The organism is Aliiroseovarius crassostreae, assembly GCF_049803815.1.
Lineage (GTDB): Bacteria > Pseudomonadota > Alphaproteobacteria > Rhodobacterales > Rhodobacteraceae > Aliiroseovarius > Aliiroseovarius crassostreae_A.
The window spans coordinates 271,954-286,989 of record NZ_JBNAGI010000004.1; the positions used below are offsets into that span (position 1 = coordinate 271,954).

14 protein-coding genes are annotated in these 15,036 nt (G+C 54.8%); 7 read left to right on the plus strand and 7 right to left on the minus strand.

Going from position 1 to position 15,036, the window contains the following annotated elements; genetic code table 11:
- Window positions 1–33 precede the first annotated feature (33 nt).
- A complete protein-coding gene (locus tag ACP15V_RS12845) occupies window positions 34–909 on the minus strand; it encodes a branched-chain amino acid aminotransferase (protein ID WP_424944101.1) in 876 nt (291 codons plus the stop codon).
- Window positions 910–1,373: 464 nt separating this feature from the next.
- Window positions 1,374–1,802 carry a DUF1489 family protein gene (locus ACP15V_RS12850; protein ID WP_424944102.1) on the minus strand — a complete coding sequence of 143 codons (429 nt, stop codon included), beginning with the start codon at window positions 1,800–1,802 and terminating at the stop codon, window positions 1,374–1,376.
- Window positions 1,803–1,996: 194 nt separating this feature from the next.
- On the opposite strand from ACP15V_RS12850, the gene ACP15V_RS12855 reads away from it, so the two are divergent.
- From ACP15V_RS12855 to ACP15V_RS12865, 3 genes are all read left to right on the plus strand, one after another.
- Window positions 1,997–4,252: an adenosylcobalamin-dependent ribonucleoside-diphosphate reductase gene (locus ACP15V_RS12855; protein ID WP_424944103.1), complete on the plus strand. Its 2,256-nt coding sequence runs from the start codon at window positions 1,997–1,999 to the stop codon at window positions 4,250–4,252.
- Between the two features lie 139 nt (window positions 4,253–4,391).
- Window positions 4,392–5,003, plus strand: coding sequence for a hypothetical protein (locus tag ACP15V_RS12860; protein WP_424944104.1), 612 nt, complete (start codon window positions 4,392–4,394; stop codon window positions 5,001–5,003).
- A complete protein-coding gene (locus ACP15V_RS12865) occupies window positions 5,000–5,194 on the plus strand; it encodes a hypothetical protein (protein WP_424944105.1) in 195 nt (64 codons plus the stop codon). Before ACP15V_RS12860 ends, ACP15V_RS12865 begins: the two co-directional genes overlap by 4 nt.
- Here the strand turns inward: ACP15V_RS12865 and ACP15V_RS12870 are convergent.
- The 4 genes from ACP15V_RS12870 to ACP15V_RS12885 form a co-directional block, all read right to left on the minus strand.
- On the minus strand, window positions 5,182–5,940 hold the full coding sequence (locus ACP15V_RS12870) for an amino acid ABC transporter ATP-binding protein (protein WP_424944106.1): 759 nt from the start codon (window positions 5,938–5,940) through the stop codon (window positions 5,182–5,184). The two genes, ACP15V_RS12865 and ACP15V_RS12870, sit on opposite strands and share 13 nt — an antisense overlap.
- Window positions 5,941–5,950: 10 nt before the next feature.
- A complete protein-coding gene (locus ACP15V_RS12875; protein WP_424944107.1) occupies window positions 5,951–6,823 on the minus strand; it encodes an amino acid ABC transporter permease in 873 nt (290 codons plus the stop codon).
- A gap of 10 nt (window positions 6,824–6,833) precedes the next feature.
- Window positions 6,834–7,589, minus strand: a complete 756-nt coding sequence (locus ACP15V_RS12880; protein ID WP_424944108.1) for an amino acid ABC transporter permease — start codon at window positions 7,587–7,589, stop codon at window positions 6,834–6,836.
- 71 nt (window positions 7,590–7,660) lie between these two features.
- Window positions 7,661–8,494: a transporter substrate-binding domain-containing protein gene (locus tag ACP15V_RS12885; RefSeq protein WP_424944109.1), complete on the minus strand. Its 834-nt coding sequence runs from the start codon at window positions 8,492–8,494 to the stop codon at window positions 7,661–7,663.
- Window positions 8,495–8,691: 197 nt separating this feature from the next.
- Here ACP15V_RS12885 and ACP15V_RS12890 point away from each other — a divergent pair, with 197 nt between their 5' ends.
- Window positions 8,692–9,600, plus strand: coding sequence for a LysR substrate-binding domain-containing protein (locus ACP15V_RS12890; protein ID WP_424944110.1), 909 nt, complete (start codon window positions 8,692–8,694; stop codon window positions 9,598–9,600).
- An 11-nt stretch (window positions 9,601–9,611) separates the two neighbouring features.
- Here the strand turns inward: ACP15V_RS12890 and ACP15V_RS12895 are convergent, their stop codons facing one another.
- Entirely contained in the window at window positions 9,612–10,508 is an 897-nt protein-coding gene (locus ACP15V_RS12895) for a LysR family transcriptional regulator (RefSeq protein WP_424944111.1), read from the minus strand.
- Window positions 10,509–10,681: 173 nt separating this feature from the next.
- Between ACP15V_RS12895 and ACP15V_RS12900 the strand changes: the two genes are divergently transcribed.
- From ACP15V_RS12900 to ACP15V_RS12910, 3 genes are all read left to right on the plus strand, one after another.
- Window positions 10,682–12,082 (plus strand): aspartate ammonia-lyase, encoded by a 1,401-nt coding sequence (locus ACP15V_RS12900; RefSeq protein ID WP_424944112.1) that lies wholly within the window; start codon window positions 10,682–10,684, stop codon window positions 12,080–12,082.
- The gene (locus ACP15V_RS12905) at window positions 12,075–13,529 is read left to right on the plus strand and encodes an aspartate/glutamate racemase family protein (protein WP_424944113.1); all 1,455 of its coding nucleotides are present in this window, start codon (window positions 12,075–12,077) and stop codon (window positions 13,527–13,529) included. The genes ACP15V_RS12900 and ACP15V_RS12905 overlap by 8 nt, the downstream gene beginning before the upstream one ends.
- A gap of 137 nt (window positions 13,530–13,666) precedes the next feature.
- On the plus strand, window positions 13,667–14,965 hold the full coding sequence (locus tag ACP15V_RS12910) for a dicarboxylate/amino acid:cation symporter (protein ID WP_424944114.1): 1,299 nt from the start codon (window positions 13,667–13,669) through the stop codon (window positions 14,963–14,965).
- The last annotated feature ends 71 nt before the right edge of the window (window positions 14,966–15,036 follow it).

A 15,036-nucleotide genomic window follows, 5' to 3' on the forward strand; every position in this document is an offset into this window, starting at 1 on the left:
GGGCATGGGGCGGGTGCCGGGGACCGTCGCCGATCAGCTGGCCCGGCCATCGTCAGAATGGGCCCAATCCCAGTAGAGTTCCCGTGCGCGTGTCGTGATCGGGCCGATCTCGTATTGGGTGCCGTCAAATTCGGTCACCGGGGTGATCTTGTGCATATTGCCGGTCAGGAACACCTCGTCGGCCTTGCGGAAATCGTCGAAGGTCAAGGTGCATTCATGCACGGTGACGCCATCGGCGCGCAGGTTCTTCATGTGGCGCGCGCGGGTGATGCCGGCCAGGAAGGTGCCATTGGCGCTCGGGGTAAAGACCTCGCCATCGCGCACCATAAAGACGTTGGATGAGGCACTTTCCGCCACATTGCCCAACGCATCCGCGACCAGCGCATTGCCATAGCCCTTGGAGACGGCCTCGGCAATCATCCGGGCGTTGTTGGGATAAAGGCAGCCCGCCTTCGCGTTCACCACCGCGCTTTCCAGCACCGGGCGGCGGAACCGCGTGGTGGTCAGCGTGGTGCTGGCCGTATCAGGCGCCAGCGGCACTTCTTCCAGGCTGATCGCAAACCCGGTTGAGTTCTCTTTCGGCAAGATCCCCAGCGTGCCGCTGTCCACGCCCCAATACATGGGGCGAATGTAAATGGCCTGATCGGACGAGAACGCCGACAGCCCCTCGCGCACAATCGCGACCATTTCGTCGGTGGTCACGGTGGGGGTCAGCATCAGCGCCGCCGCCGACCGGTTCACCCGGTCACAATGGGCCACCAGATCCGGGGTCACGCCCCGGGCATATCGCGCCCCGTCAAACACGGTGCTGCCCAGCCAGCTGCCATGATCGGCGGCCTTCATCACCGCAAGATCTCCGTCGTGCCAGGTGCCGTTGAAATAGGTGCGGATCGTGCTGCTCAGTGCCATGGAAGGGGCCTCGTGCCGAGTGGAAGGGTAGGGTTGGCGGCGATCCTAATGCGTTTCGGGCCAGTGTCCAGCCAGTGTCCGGCCAGTGTCCAGTCGCAAGGAAACGGGTCCTCTCTCGGGGCCAGGACAAACCCCGAGAGAGGGGCGCATGCATATGGGGAAAGGACGGGCACGCGCGCGGCCCGCACAACGCCTGTCCGGACGGGTGGACCGGAGAGGTTTGGAGCAGACGGGCAGGGGCAGGCTAGCCGGGGAAGGAAACGATTCTGTGACACCGTGCTTTGAGACACCGAGCTTTGAGACACCGGGCTTTGAGACGGGGCGGTGTCACAGGCTTTGTTGACCGCATCTCTAGGGCCGGTTGGCTCAGGACCGGTTGGCTTAGGACCGGGTGGCTGATCCTGCGGCGCCAATTTCCTTTGAAGGAGATTGCCCGGAGTTTCTGAAAACTCCGCGCCCCCGGATTATCGGATGCCAATTTCAGCCAGAGCCGAGGCCAGATCGGCGGGCAGGTCGTCATCACCTTCGCGCATCTTAGGCAGGTCACGCGGGGCGTCTTCGGGTTTCAGGTAGCGCCAGCCCTGAAAGGCGCGGCGCGGTTGGGCCTCGGTGCGGATCACCTCGTTCGACAGAACAATGCCGCAGCGGCGGATCCCGTCCTGTCCGATCACCTCTTCCAGCCGCAAGACCTCTTGCCGCGCCAAGACCTGCCCCTTAAAGACCCAGTAAAGCGAGCCGCCGTTCAACAAATCGGATTCGCGCTTGGGCCACATGCGGGTCACATGCATCGGGTTGGGGCGACCGGTCTCGCCCCGGCGCATCGCCTGCCAGGCGGTGAGGTCTTCAACCTTTTCTGCACCAACGCAGAGTTTTAGCAGATTCACATAGCTCATAGGGTTTACCATATATATGTGGCAGATCTGCTGCGACACACTAAATGTTGTTGATTTTTGATTTTGGCTGGTGACAGCCCACACCCGTTTGTTATAAATGACATCCCTGACAGGAAGGGGCAAGTCGCTGCCAAAAATCGGCTCCCCGAAAGAAATCAACAAGATAGACACAAGTTAGACAAGAGAGAGCCTGAATGACTCGTTTTGCCGCCCCCATCGCCGAACAAATCTGGGATATGAAATACCGCCTGAAAAAAGCGGATGGGGAGGCTGAGGACAAGACGGTCGAAGACACCTGGCGCCGTATTGCCCGGTCGCTGGCGGAAAACGAGCCTGATCGCGAAGGCGAGTTTTTCGAAGCGCTGGAAGATTTCAAATACCTGCCCGCAGGCCGGATCACCGCGGGGGCCGGCACCGGCCGGTCGGTGACACTTTTCAATTGTTTTGTGATGGGCACGATCCCGGACAGCATGTCGGGCATTTTCGATATGTTGAAAGAGGCCGCGCTGACCATGCAACAAGGCGGCGGCATCGGTTATGATTTCTCGACCATTCGTCCGCGCGGCGCGGATGTGAAGGGCGTTGCGGCAGACGCCTCTGGCCCGCTCTCGTTCATGGATGTCTGGGACGCGATGTGCCGCACCATCATGTCGGCAGGGTCGCGCCGGGGGGCGATGATGGCGACCATGCGGTGCGACCACCCGGATATCGAAGATTTCATCACCGCAAAATCCGATGCCGCCCGCCTGCGCATGTTCAACATGTCGGTGCTGGTGACCGATGATTTCATGAAGGCCGTGAAAGAAGACGGCAGCTGGGATCTGCAATTTGGCGACAAGGTCTATCACACGGTCGAGGCCCGCGATCTGTGGAACAAGATCATGCGCGCGACCTATGATTACGCCGAACCGGGTGTGATTTTCATCGACCGCATCAACCAGATGAACAACCTGAATTACTGCGAGCAGATCGCGGCAACCAACCCCTGCGGCGAACAACCGCTGCCGCCCTATGGCGCTTGCCTGCTCGGCTCGGTCAACCTGGCCCGTCTGGTGAAAAACCCGTTTGAGAAAAACGCCAAGCTCGACCCGAAGGCGCTGGACAAGCTGGTGCGCACTGCGATCCGCATGATGGACAATGTGGTCGACGTGTCGAAATTTCCGCTGGAAGCACAGCGTCAGGAAGCCCAGGCCAAGCGCCGTGTGGGGCTTGGTGTGACCGGTCTGGCCGATGCGCTGCTGATGCTGGGTCTGCGGTACGGCTCGGACGAGGCCGCCGCCCAGACCGAAGCCTGGATGAAGCTGATCGCCCGCGCGTCCTACCTGGCGTCGGTGGATCTGGCGAAGGAAAAAGGCCCGTTCCCGCTGTTTGACGCAGACGCCTATCTGAACTCCGGCAATATGCTGCAGATGGACGACGACGTGCGCGAGGCGATCCGCGAACACGGTATCCGCAATGCGCTTTTGACCTCGATCGCCCCCACCGGCACCATCTCGCTTTACGCGGGCAATGTCAGCTCGGGGATCGAACCGGTCTTTGCCTATGCTTACACCCGCAAGGTGCTGCAGCCCGACGGCACCCGCACCGAGGAAGAGGTGGTCGATTACGCCGTTCAGATGTGGCGTGACAAATTTGGCGACAAGGAGCTGCCCGATTACTTTGTGAACGCCCAGACGCTGGCCCCGGCGGACCACGTGAAAATGCAGGCTGCCGCGCAGAAATGGATCGACAGTTCAATTTCGAAAACCATCAACTGCCCGGAAGATATCAGCTTTGATGCCTTCCAGTCGGTCTATATGCAGGCGTGGGAACTGGGCTGCAAAGGCTGCACCACCTATCGCCCGAACGATGTGACCGGGTCGGTTCTGTCGGTGTCGGAAGACAGCGAAAAGGCACCCGAGATCGAAACTGGCGCGGATGTGGTGTACCTGTCCGAACCGCTCGATCGTCCGCAATCGCTCGAAGGGCACACCTACAAGGTGAAATGGCCCGACAGCGAACACGCGATTTACATCACCATCAACGACCTTCTGATCAACGGCCATCGCCGCCCGTTCGAAGTGTTCATCAACTCGAAGAACATGGAGCATTTCGCCTGGACCGTGGCCCTGACCCGGATGATCTCCGCCGTGTTCCGTCGCGGTGGCGAGGTGAGCTTTGTGGTCGAAGAACTGAAAGCCGTGTTCGACCCGCGTGGTGGGGCCTGGATGGAAGGGAAATACATCCCGTCGATCCTCGCGGCCATTGGCGGCGTGATCGAACGCCACATGGTCGCCACCGGCTTCCTGGAAGCTGAGGGTATGGCGCCGAAAACCGACCCCCATGCCGAGGTGATCGCCATCAACGACGCCCCGCGTGGCCCGGCCTGCCCCAGCTGCGGCCAGTTCGACATGCGCATGGTCGAAGGCTGCATGACCTGCGGCAGCTGCGGCCATTCCAAATGCGGCTGACCCGCGCAATTGCGCAGGTTTCTGTGGCGTGTCACGCGAGATGGCCTAAACGTTTCAATAGGTCATTTTAGGCTCGTGATATGAGAAAACGGCCTCGGATTTCTTCCGGGGCCTTTCTCCTGTCTAGCGGAGTTGATGAATGGCGATAGCGCTGCTGGTACATCGTGGCCAGCAAGAAGTGGAGATGAGACAGAAACCCGGAAGCTGCAATCGCCGTGGCCGAAATGCTAGGCGTGGAACTGGAACTGAATGCTACCTGCATGACCATTCCCATTGCTTGGATCATCAGGACCTTGGCCTTATTGAGGTCAATCTCGATGGCGTCTGGGTTGTCGCCCGACCCCTGGCAAAAGGGTTTGATGGTCTGTCGCTGGATCTGTGGACCGAGGCCTGCAGCAATCTGCGCCGCCGTTTTGAGGCGGAGGCAGAACTGACGCAGGATATCATTGATCAGGCATTCGCAGACTTCTCGGAGGAGGATCGCGCTGCCTCTCAACGGCTCGGGCTCTCAGCGCTTGCGCCGACAAAGGCAGACGTTGAACGCAATCGGGAGCATCTCTGGCTTGGGTTGGAGGTCGTGGCGGGCATCACCCCTACGGTTTCCAGGAAAAAACGAGGCCTTCTTGATGGTGTGATCGCCAGGGCTGAGGTGGCACCACGTCAGCTGCCGGAGATCACTTCTGCGGAGGATGACGCGGAGAAGACCATGCCGATCTCACGTCCGCACTGGCGCATGGAGGACGGGCAATGACACATATGTCCCGTGAGGAGGTCAGCCACATCGTGGCTGACCTTGAACACCGCTTTATCGCCCATGACACTTATCTGGAACTCCGGGATCAGGTTGATGACATTCTCTACCGACGCAAAGCGCATACAGCTGCTGGCAGGGTAAACGCCCCTTGGCAAGTTTTTTGGTGCGGTGGTTACTATAGGATTTGACTGAGGAACAGCTTAGTTCGCTCGTCTTTAGCGTTGTCAAAAAACGTATCTGGTGACCCGTGCTCCACGATTACGCCCTTGTCCGTAAAGTAGATGTGGTCAGCTACTTCACGTGCAAAACCCATTTCATGGGTCACCAAGATACAGGTCATCCCGTCTTCGGCGAGGTCTTTGATCGTGACAAGAACCTCTTTGACTGTTTCCGGATCAAGCGCAGCTGTCACCTCGTCAAATAACATGATGTCCGGCCGCATTGCCAGTGAACGAGCGATTGCTACCCTCTGCTGCTGACCACCGGAAAGTTCACCTGGATAGGCGTCTTCTTTGCCTTCCAGGCGCACCTTCTTCACCAATGCTCGCGCACGTTCTTCGACCTCTGTTTTGTTTTCTTTCAACACCAGTACCGGTGCCATCATGATGTTCTGCAAAACGGTCTTATGAGGGAACAGATTGTATTGTTGGAAGACCATACCAACTTTCTTGCGCAGCTCCAGCTTATCAAGATCTGGGTCATGGACCTCCTGACCTTCAACCGTGATAGAGCCGCCCTGGATGTCATTTAGTGCATTGATGCAACGGATCAGCGTGGATTTTCCAGAACCAGATGGGCCGATGATACAAATCACTTCGCCTTTCTGAATATCCATGCTGATGCCCTTTAAAACCTGAAGAGCGCCAAAGGACTTTTGAACGTTTGTGATTGAAACGATGGGCTGGTCGGGGGTCCAATTTGGATTGGCAGTCATGTGTGCCTCCTTATAGTTTAACCGCGAAACGACGTTCAAGCCGCAGGGTCAGACGGGCAATCGGGTAGCAATAGGCGAAGAATAGGATCAGGACGAACCCATAAAACGGCGCGAGCAATTCTGGCAGGTTGTCTTCGGCTTCAATGGCCTGACGGGTCAGATTCACCACTTCTTCCACACCCAGGATCGAGACCAGCGGCGTTGCCATAGTCAGAATGGCATACCAGTTCATCCAAGGCGGGATCATGCGCTTGAAACACTGTGGCAGGATAATCCGCCACATAACCTGACGGCGTGTCATGGCCAGGCTTTCCGCGGCTTCCCATTGTGTTGTTGGCACAGAACCCACTGCACCGCGCACAATCTCTGAGATATTTGCGACAATTGGCAGCGACAGGCCAATGACGGCCTTAATCCAGGCCGGGAAGAAGAAAGAGTTTCCAAAAATCGTGATCTCAAATGGCAATGCCAACATCACGATGAACAGCAAAACCAACCACGGAGAGTTTCGAAAGAGCTGCGTGATCGCCCAGCACAGCCAGCGCAGTGGTTTGAAATGCGAGATCTGCCCAAGGCCAATCGCCAAACCACCAAGCGTACCTAATACAAGGCAAAGGAAAGAGATGAGGATGTTGAACAGGAAGCCCTGCGTGATCAGAAACGGCGCCCAACGCCACAGCGCGCCCAGAGGATCCACCCCATTTGCAGTCTGCGCATAGACGATCTGGGGCCAAATTGCAGCCAGGGCCAAGGCGGCAAAAGGTGACCATGCTGGTAAAGACCCGATTGAGCGGGACAGTGTCATCGGATCATAAGTTGTAGAGCGTGCGGTATCGACGGGTTTGAGAACCGCGAAACTGGAGTTTTTTGTGAGAGTTTTCATCAGAGATCTCCTAGTTGCCATATCCGGGGATGCGCAGAGCGCGTTCCCAACGGGTCATGGCAAAGACGAGGATGCCCACCATGCCGATATAGACGACAAACATCAGCAGCATTGCCGGGTACTGTGCGGAGGGGTAGTCATTCCAGATTGTCACGCACTGATAGAGCAGTTCCGGTACCGCAATCGCAAAGGCCTGTGTCGTGGTTTTCACCAGGTTGACCAAGTTGTTACTCAGCGCTGGAAGCGACACTCGGACCGCCAGAGGCAACACTATATAGCGGTACGTTTGCAGTCGTGTCAGACCCAGAGATTCAGAGGCTTCTTGCGTGGAATGCGGCACCGCTTCGATCCCGGCGCGAAAGATCTCGACGTTGAAGGCTCCGGCGAAGAAGGAAAGCGAAATGATCGCCCATCCCACGTTGGAGATAATCGGTACTTCAAGCCATCCATCCGGGCTATAGGTCGGAGTGAAAGCGCCAAGTGCAAAATAAAAGAACAACAGCTGCACAAAGGGTGGCGTGTTACGGAACAGTTGGATGTAGCCCTGAACGATCGAGCGCGCGATGCGCCGGTTCGAGCCCTGCAGCCAAGCCCCAACAATCCCAATGATCACACTGAAGAACACGCAAGTTATCGAAAGCCAAACAGTGTATTTCAGGCCGGTCCAGATCTTGGCAGCCTGTTTTTCTTCGTAGAAGAAAATGAAGTTCCATCGAGGATTAAACTGGGCAAACTGCTGAAAGAAATCAGCGAAGTTGTCAAGCATGGGGTCTTTCTCCCAAAAAAATGGGCCCAACTGAATTAGGATGCTGTCGGGCCCAGAGTTACAGGGAGGTATTATTCAGCGAGCCAGTCAGCGAGACGTTCGTTTTCGCGTTGCAAGTAGGCGGTGGCTTGGATGCCCCATTTCTCCTCCAGTTCAATCAGGCGCCCGGATTGGTGCCAGTTGTACTGCATGCCAGACATGAAGCGACCGAAGACGCAATCACGCTCTGCAATCGGAACCGCCAGAGCCCAGGGATTATCATCTTCAGATACCAGCGGCATTTCAAAATCATCGAAATTGCCTGAGGCCAGATCGGCTGCGATGACACTGTCATCGTACACCCAAGCGATACATTTGCGATCACGCAGTGCTTGCTTGGCTTCCGCGTTGCCGGTGAAAGCAACGATGGTCGCGCCATAACGATCTTCGAGGATTTGGTTGTAGAAGGCACCTTGCTTGCCGCAAACTGGTTTGCCTTCAAGTTCGGCCCAATCAGTGATGCCCAACTCCTTTGGCGCCATGATGTTGGTGCCAGAGGAATAATAGTTCGGGCCAACAACACCTACGATCTCGCGACGGTCCGCGCGATCAGACATTGTGGCGATCATCAAATCGATGCGACCGCCTTCCAGAAACTGCATGCGGTTTGAGGATTGAACGCCGACAAGTTCCAATTCCACACCCAGTGTGTCGGCGACTTCCTGTGCCATATCAGCTTCCATGCCGATAAGGTCTCCGTTTTCACCACGGAAACCCCAAGGCTTGGTGTCCGCCTTCACACCGACAACGATAGTGCCGCGGTCATGGATCTTGTTCCAGGTCTCGTTTGTGCACTGCTCCGCAACCGCTGCGACGGTTGAGCCGAGCAAAGAAGCAATGGTCAGTGCTGCTGTGGTTTTTTTCATTTGGGTCTCCTAGTTGGCTTAAGACTGGCGTCTCGATTTATGTCCACCGGTCGATGCCGATGGCGCTTTATGAGCCTTAGGTTGGGGTGTTTGTCGCAAAATTGACCAGCGCAATCTTTGCAAGCGCATTGCAAAGATTGCAACGCGTAGCGACTTTCCTACCCGCTACACTTTTATGGGCATAAAGGAGATCGAGAATGGAAATAGCTTGGCTGGAAGATTTTCTAGCGCTGTCCGCGACTGGCGTTTTTGCCAAAGCCGCCGACGCTCGCAATATCAGTCAGTCCGCGTTCACACGACGGATCAAAAATCTGGAACATTGGGTTGGAGCGCCTTTATTTGACCGGAGCGTTCACCCCGTCAGCCTGACGCCTGCAGGCGAGGCCTTCAAAAGAACGGCCTATGAGACCGTCAAAGTGCTGCGGGATACGCGTCAGGATCTACTACAGCTTTCGCGCCGAGAAGGAGAAGTCCTTAATTTTGTTGCACTTCATACGCTTGCAATCTCCTTTGTCCCATCTTGGCTCAAAGGAATCTCTGAATCCATGGGCCCCATCAACTCGCGCTTTCAGGTCGAAAATTTCTCCGATTGTGTTGAAGCGCTGATCGCTGGAAACACTGATTTCATGCTGTGCTACGATCATCCATCGGTTCCAACCATGACCAATGACGCCCGCTACCCGTGGATCAGAATCGCGCAGGACCAGCTGGTTGCTGTGTCAGGTGCGGATGCCAATGGTACGGCGATCTTTAGCTTCGCGCAGGAGAGTAAGATTCCGTTTCTCGCCTACTCGCATGAGAGCTTTCTGGGTCGCCTTAGCGAGATTGCAATCAAACGCGCAGGGGTGTTTGAAAAGCTGGAAACTCGGTTGGAAAACTCTGTCGCCGAGGCACAGAAAGCAGCCTGCATTGAAGGCTTGGGCGTCGCTTGGTTGCCCGAAGCCACTGTCAAGCAATCACTTCGTGACGGTGACTTAGTGCGAATCAGCGATGCAAATTCAGAGCAAAAGATGTCGATCAAACTCTTTCGGAATATTGAAAAAAGTCGAGCTCCTGTCGAGCGGTTTTGGACCTTGGTTGACAGTAGTTGCATGCGGCCTGTCTAATCAACTTTTGACTACCCGCTCTTTTGCGCAAGCCTCCAAAAGCGCTCCAATTGCGGGCGGGACCGTTCGATGGATCGATAAAGCTTAATATCAACCGCCAGCTCAAACTCGGGTTTGCTTATTTTTTTGAGTAGCCCTGCTTCGATCTCCCGCTCTGCTGCCTTCGCCGGAAGAAAGGCCACGCCGTGACCTTCCAGACACGCGGACTTCAGGGCTTCTGACATGGAATTCTCATAGACCGAATGCAATCGACCCAAAAAATTACCCCGTTCAATACAGACGTTACTAATACGCCCTAAAAAAGTATCCGGCGGATATGCAAGGAATGGCAGCGGGTCCTTTTGATCGAAATGGAACCTTGGCTTTCCTCGGTGGTTCACACCGCTGATCGCGATCACGGTATCTTTGGCGATCGTTGTCGATGGGTAACGATGTTCGTCTGAAATCGAAATCACCGATGGGTGATAATAGCACAACATGAAATCGGCATTGCCGCTCAGAATCGCCTCTGCGCACCCTGAAAAGTTTTCGGCAACCAATCGGGTTTTTACCAGTTCAGTGTCAGCACACATCCCAGTTAGCCAGGACGGAAAGAAAGAAATTGCTAGGGTGTGCAGGGTGACGAAGTCCAAAGTTTCAGCTTCTCTGAAAGTTAAATCCCGGATGTCTTCTTTCGAAAGGGTCAATCCCTTGATGGTATCAACCGCCGTTTGCTTAAAAGCTTTCCCAGCAGGGGTCAGTTCGACCGGGTGAACACTTCGGTCAAATAGAGGCGTGCCAGCCCAATGTTCCAGGTTTTTGATCCGTCGGGTGAACGCAGACTGACTGATATTGCGAGCATCCGCTGCGCGAGCAAAGATACCCGCCGAAGATAGCGCTAAAAAATCTTCCAGCCAGTCCAACTCCATGCCTAGCCTCCTTTCGTTTACTTGTTCAGACTGCACGACTGTTGCGCATTTCGCAATGCCATTGCGGTAGTTGTCATGGAAGCTAGGCGTCAGGCTAAATATCCTGTGTTCATTTCTTCAAACACGCCTCGTCTGCATACATCGCTTATCCGGGCAACCGAAAGGTATGAGTTATGACCGCAATCCGCACCGAAACCGACAGCTTGGGAGCAATCGGCATTCCAGCGAACGCTGCCTGGGGTGCTCAAACCCAACGCGCAATCGCCAACTTCCCAATCACAGGTGTTCCGATCAGCCATTACCCGGAACTTGTCATTGCCCTCGCGCAAGTCAAAAAATCCTGCGCCCTGGCCAACAGTGAACTCAACGGACTGTCTGATGAAAAGGCCAACGTGATCGTCGCGGTCTGTGATGAAATTATCGGTGGGGCGCATCACGACCAGTTCGTGGTCGATGTCATGCAGGGAGGGGCGGGTACGTCGACCAATATGAACACCAATGAAGTTGTCGCAAATCTTTGCCTTGCGAAGATGGGTCACCGTTTCGGGGACTATGCCCATCTTCACCCCAATGATGATGTCAATCGCGCGCAATCAACCAATGACGTCTACCCAACCGCCATTCGTCTCGCTGTACTCTCAAAAATCAGCCCGCTGATTGAAGTCATGTATGAGCTCACGCGCAGTTTCGATAAAAAGGGGGCGGAATTTGACTCCATCACCAAAGTGGGGCGTACGCAGCTGCAGGACGCTGTTCCTATGTCTTTAGGTGCGGAGTTCCGCGGATTTGCCACCACAATCCGAGAAGACGTTCAGCGTCTGCGCGATCTTTCGCAGTTGCTGACTGAAGTAAACCTCGGCGGCACTGCGATTGGTACGCGGATCAACGCACCTGCAAATTTCGGTGAAACGGCTGTTTCCCATCTACGCGAAATCACTGGCGAGCCGCTTGGGGTTGCATCGGATTTGATTGAGGCATCATCGGATCTCGGTGCGTTTGTTATGTTCTCCAGCACATTAAAGCGTGTCGCGATCAAGCTCTCTAAAATTTGTAATGACTTGCGGCTGATGTCCTCTGGCCCTCGCGCTGGCATTGGCGAGATTATGTTGCCGCCGGTTCAAGCTGGATCTTCGATAATGCCAGGTAAGGTGAACCCGGTGATCCCCGAAGTGGTGAACCAGGTCTGTTATCAAGCCATTGGCAATGACCTGACTGTCACCATGGCCGCCGAAGCTGGCCAGTTTCAACTCAATGCCATGGAACCTGTGATCATTCACAAGGTGCTTGAAACCATGGGCAGCCTCACCAATGTCATGGCCGTTCTGCGTGAGCGCTGCGTTGATGGGATCGTTGCTGACGAAGTCCGCTGCAAGAGCTTGCTCGAAAACAGCCTCGTGCATGTCACCAGTCTCGCGCCAGTCATTGGGTATGAGGCCGCAACCAAATTGGCAAAACATGCTCAATCCCAAGGGCTCAGCCTCGCGGCGGCAGCAGCGCCCGCTCTTTCAGAGCAGGAGGCGATACTCGCGAATGAACACTTAACCCATTTGACGGAGCGGACTGCCAATGGCTGAACGTAATTCACTTCGACTTGGTATTGTTGGTGGTTTAGGCGCCGTTGCGGGTGCTGACCTGCTGTATCGCATCGTCAAGTCAACCCCTGTGCGGTCCGAAGGCGATCACCGAGAACTGGTCTTTGAGCAAAAGCCCATGCGTGAACCCAGTGCGCCGATGGACAATGACTACAGTCCAACGCACCGCAAATTATACGTGTTCGACACGCTCACGCATCTTGAGGCGGAAGGTTGCGAAGCAGCCATATTGCCATGCTTTGTGACGCATAGTTTCTTAGGCGAGCTTCAAGATGAGCTGAAGCTCAAACTGATTAGTATGACCGATGCAATTAAAGATGCTGTTCAGGCAATGCCGGTTCCTCCGAAAATGGTGGGCGTGATCACCACGCCATATGTGCGCAAATCGCGTTTGTTTGATGCGCTGTTTGGAGAGGATGTTGATGTTGTTTACCCTAGCATTGATGCCGAAACAGATGTGATGCAGTCGATCTATGGTCCCAATGGTTTCAAATCCGGGAACTATGACAATCAGATCATCCAACCCCTCAACGCTGCGCTTCAAGACCTCTCGCATCAAGGCGCTGACCTTTTTGTACCGGGTTTAACAGAGATTCCGATCCTCTTTGATCAAATCACCATGCCAGCCAATATGACGGCTCTGAACACCGCTGAGGTCTATGCTCAACATGCGCTGAAAGCGACGGCGGCCGAGCGGCAAAAACGCTTTAAGGTGGGTGTCGTGGGCGGTGTTGGTCCGGCGGCAACGGTTGATTTTCTGTCCAAGCTTGTGGGTGGCACCGAGGCTGTGCGCGATCAAGATCACATCAAGGTGCTGGTTGAACAGAACCCGCAAATCCCTGATCGGACTGAAAACCTTATTGCGGATGGCGTTGACCCGACTGTCGCCCTCTATTCGACCTGCAAAAAGCTGGAACGCGGTGGCGCGGATATTGTTGCGATCCCCTGCAATACAGCTCATGCCTATGTTAATCGCATCCAGTGTCATCTGGGTATTCCTATTGTCAGCATCCTGTCATCGACGACGGATTTTATACGTGCGACATCCCCAGAGACACGCAAAGTTGGGATTTTGGCCACTAATGGCACGATTCAAAGCGGTCTTTATCAAGAGGCTCTAACCGAAGCCGGGCTTGATTTCATCGTTCCTGACGAAGACCATCAAGAGCTGGTCATGGCCTCCATTTATGGCTCTGAAGGCGTGAAGGCAGGCTTTGTCGAAGGGATTTGCAAAGAGCAAATTGCCAAAGCTTTTGCGCATTTGGTCGATCAAAGGGCAGAGGTGGTGATTCTTGGTTGTACGGAGTTGCCTTTGATTGTGACGGGAAATGTCCAAGATATGGGCGCAATCCCGGTGGATCCGACTAAGGTTCTTGCCGAAAAATGTGTGAGGCTCGCGCGCGCTGCGGCTTCGCGGCCCAAAACCTAGAAGTCAAAGGAATAACTCAACGGCATTGCAAACTATGCAATGCCGTTTCTGCATTCGCAACACAGTTTTGCGCGCGGGAATGCTAAAAATACTTACTTTTATGGGTTTTGCCCCTTGCAAACTGGAAAGGAGTGACTATGGCCTCAGCTCAACGAAAAACGGGGTTGTTCGCCCCATGGTGGAATTTGCTCTTGTGGCAGCAAATCGTTATCGCGCTAGTGCTTGGCGTTATTGTCGGCGCTATCCTGAACACAACCGGCAATGAATCAATAGCGGTCTCGATTAAACATGTGGGAACACTGTTCCTCTCCTTGATTAAGATGTTGATCGTTCCGCTGATCTTTGTATCGCTCGTTTGTGGGATGACTTCCGTCAGCGACATGGCGCGTATGGGCCGGATCGGCCTAAAATCTGTCGTTTTTTATCTCTGCACAACGGCTTTTGCGATTGCTATTGGCTTGGCACTTGGGACTCTCTTCCAGCCAGGCGTGGGGATTGACCTTGGAGCCGCCGCTGCAATGGAGCCAAAATCAGCACCACCGTTTATCGATCAGTTGATCGCAATTGTTCCTAAGAACCCAATTGCGGCAGCCGCTGATGGGAAAGTACTCCAGATCATCTTCTTTGCCATCATGTTCGGCTTGTCGATCAACCTTGTAGGTGACGCAGGAAAACCTGTCCGGGACTTTTTCGAAGCTCTGAATTCTGTCATCTTGAAGCTGACTGAGATAGTTATCGCCTTTGCACCATACGGCGTGTTTGCCCTGATGGCTTGGGTTGCTGGCACTTACGGTCTTGACCTTTTGTTGCCTTTGGGAACGATCATCGCGGCACTCTATATTGGCTGTATTTTCCACGCATTGTTCGTTTATGGTGGTCTCGTAACTTTCCTAGGCCGCCTGAACCCCGTGCGTTTCTTCCAGGGAATCGTTGAGCCTCAGATTGTCGCCTTTACCAGCACCTCCAGCTCTGGAACGCTGCCGGTCACAATGACTGCAGTGCAGAAGAACTTGGGTGTGAACCGCTCGGTGGCCAGCTTTACACTGCCCTTGGGCGCGACCATCAACATGGACGGTACAGCGATGTATCAAGGCGTTGCAGCGCTCTTCGTAGCACAGGCTTTCGGTGTTGAACTCGGCATGTCCGAATATATCACCATCATCCTGACCTCCACGTTGGCGTCCATAGGCACCGCAGGTGTTCCCGGCGCGGGCTTGGTCATGCTGTCTCTGGTTCTAACTTCGGTTGGACTGCCACTTGAAGGTGTCGCAATCGTTGCGGGTATCGACCGCATTCTCGATATGGCGCGGACATCTTTGAATGTGACCGGCGATGCAGCATGCACCGTTCTGATTGCAAAGTCCGAAGATCAAATCGATATGGAGGCGTATAATACGCCACACGTGTTGGCAGCACCCGACATCTCAAAAGCGTAATTGACAACTTTGGTGCCCCCAGTTTGCGGGGCACCATTTATGCTCAATGGTCGTTGCGAAGGGTTCCGCCA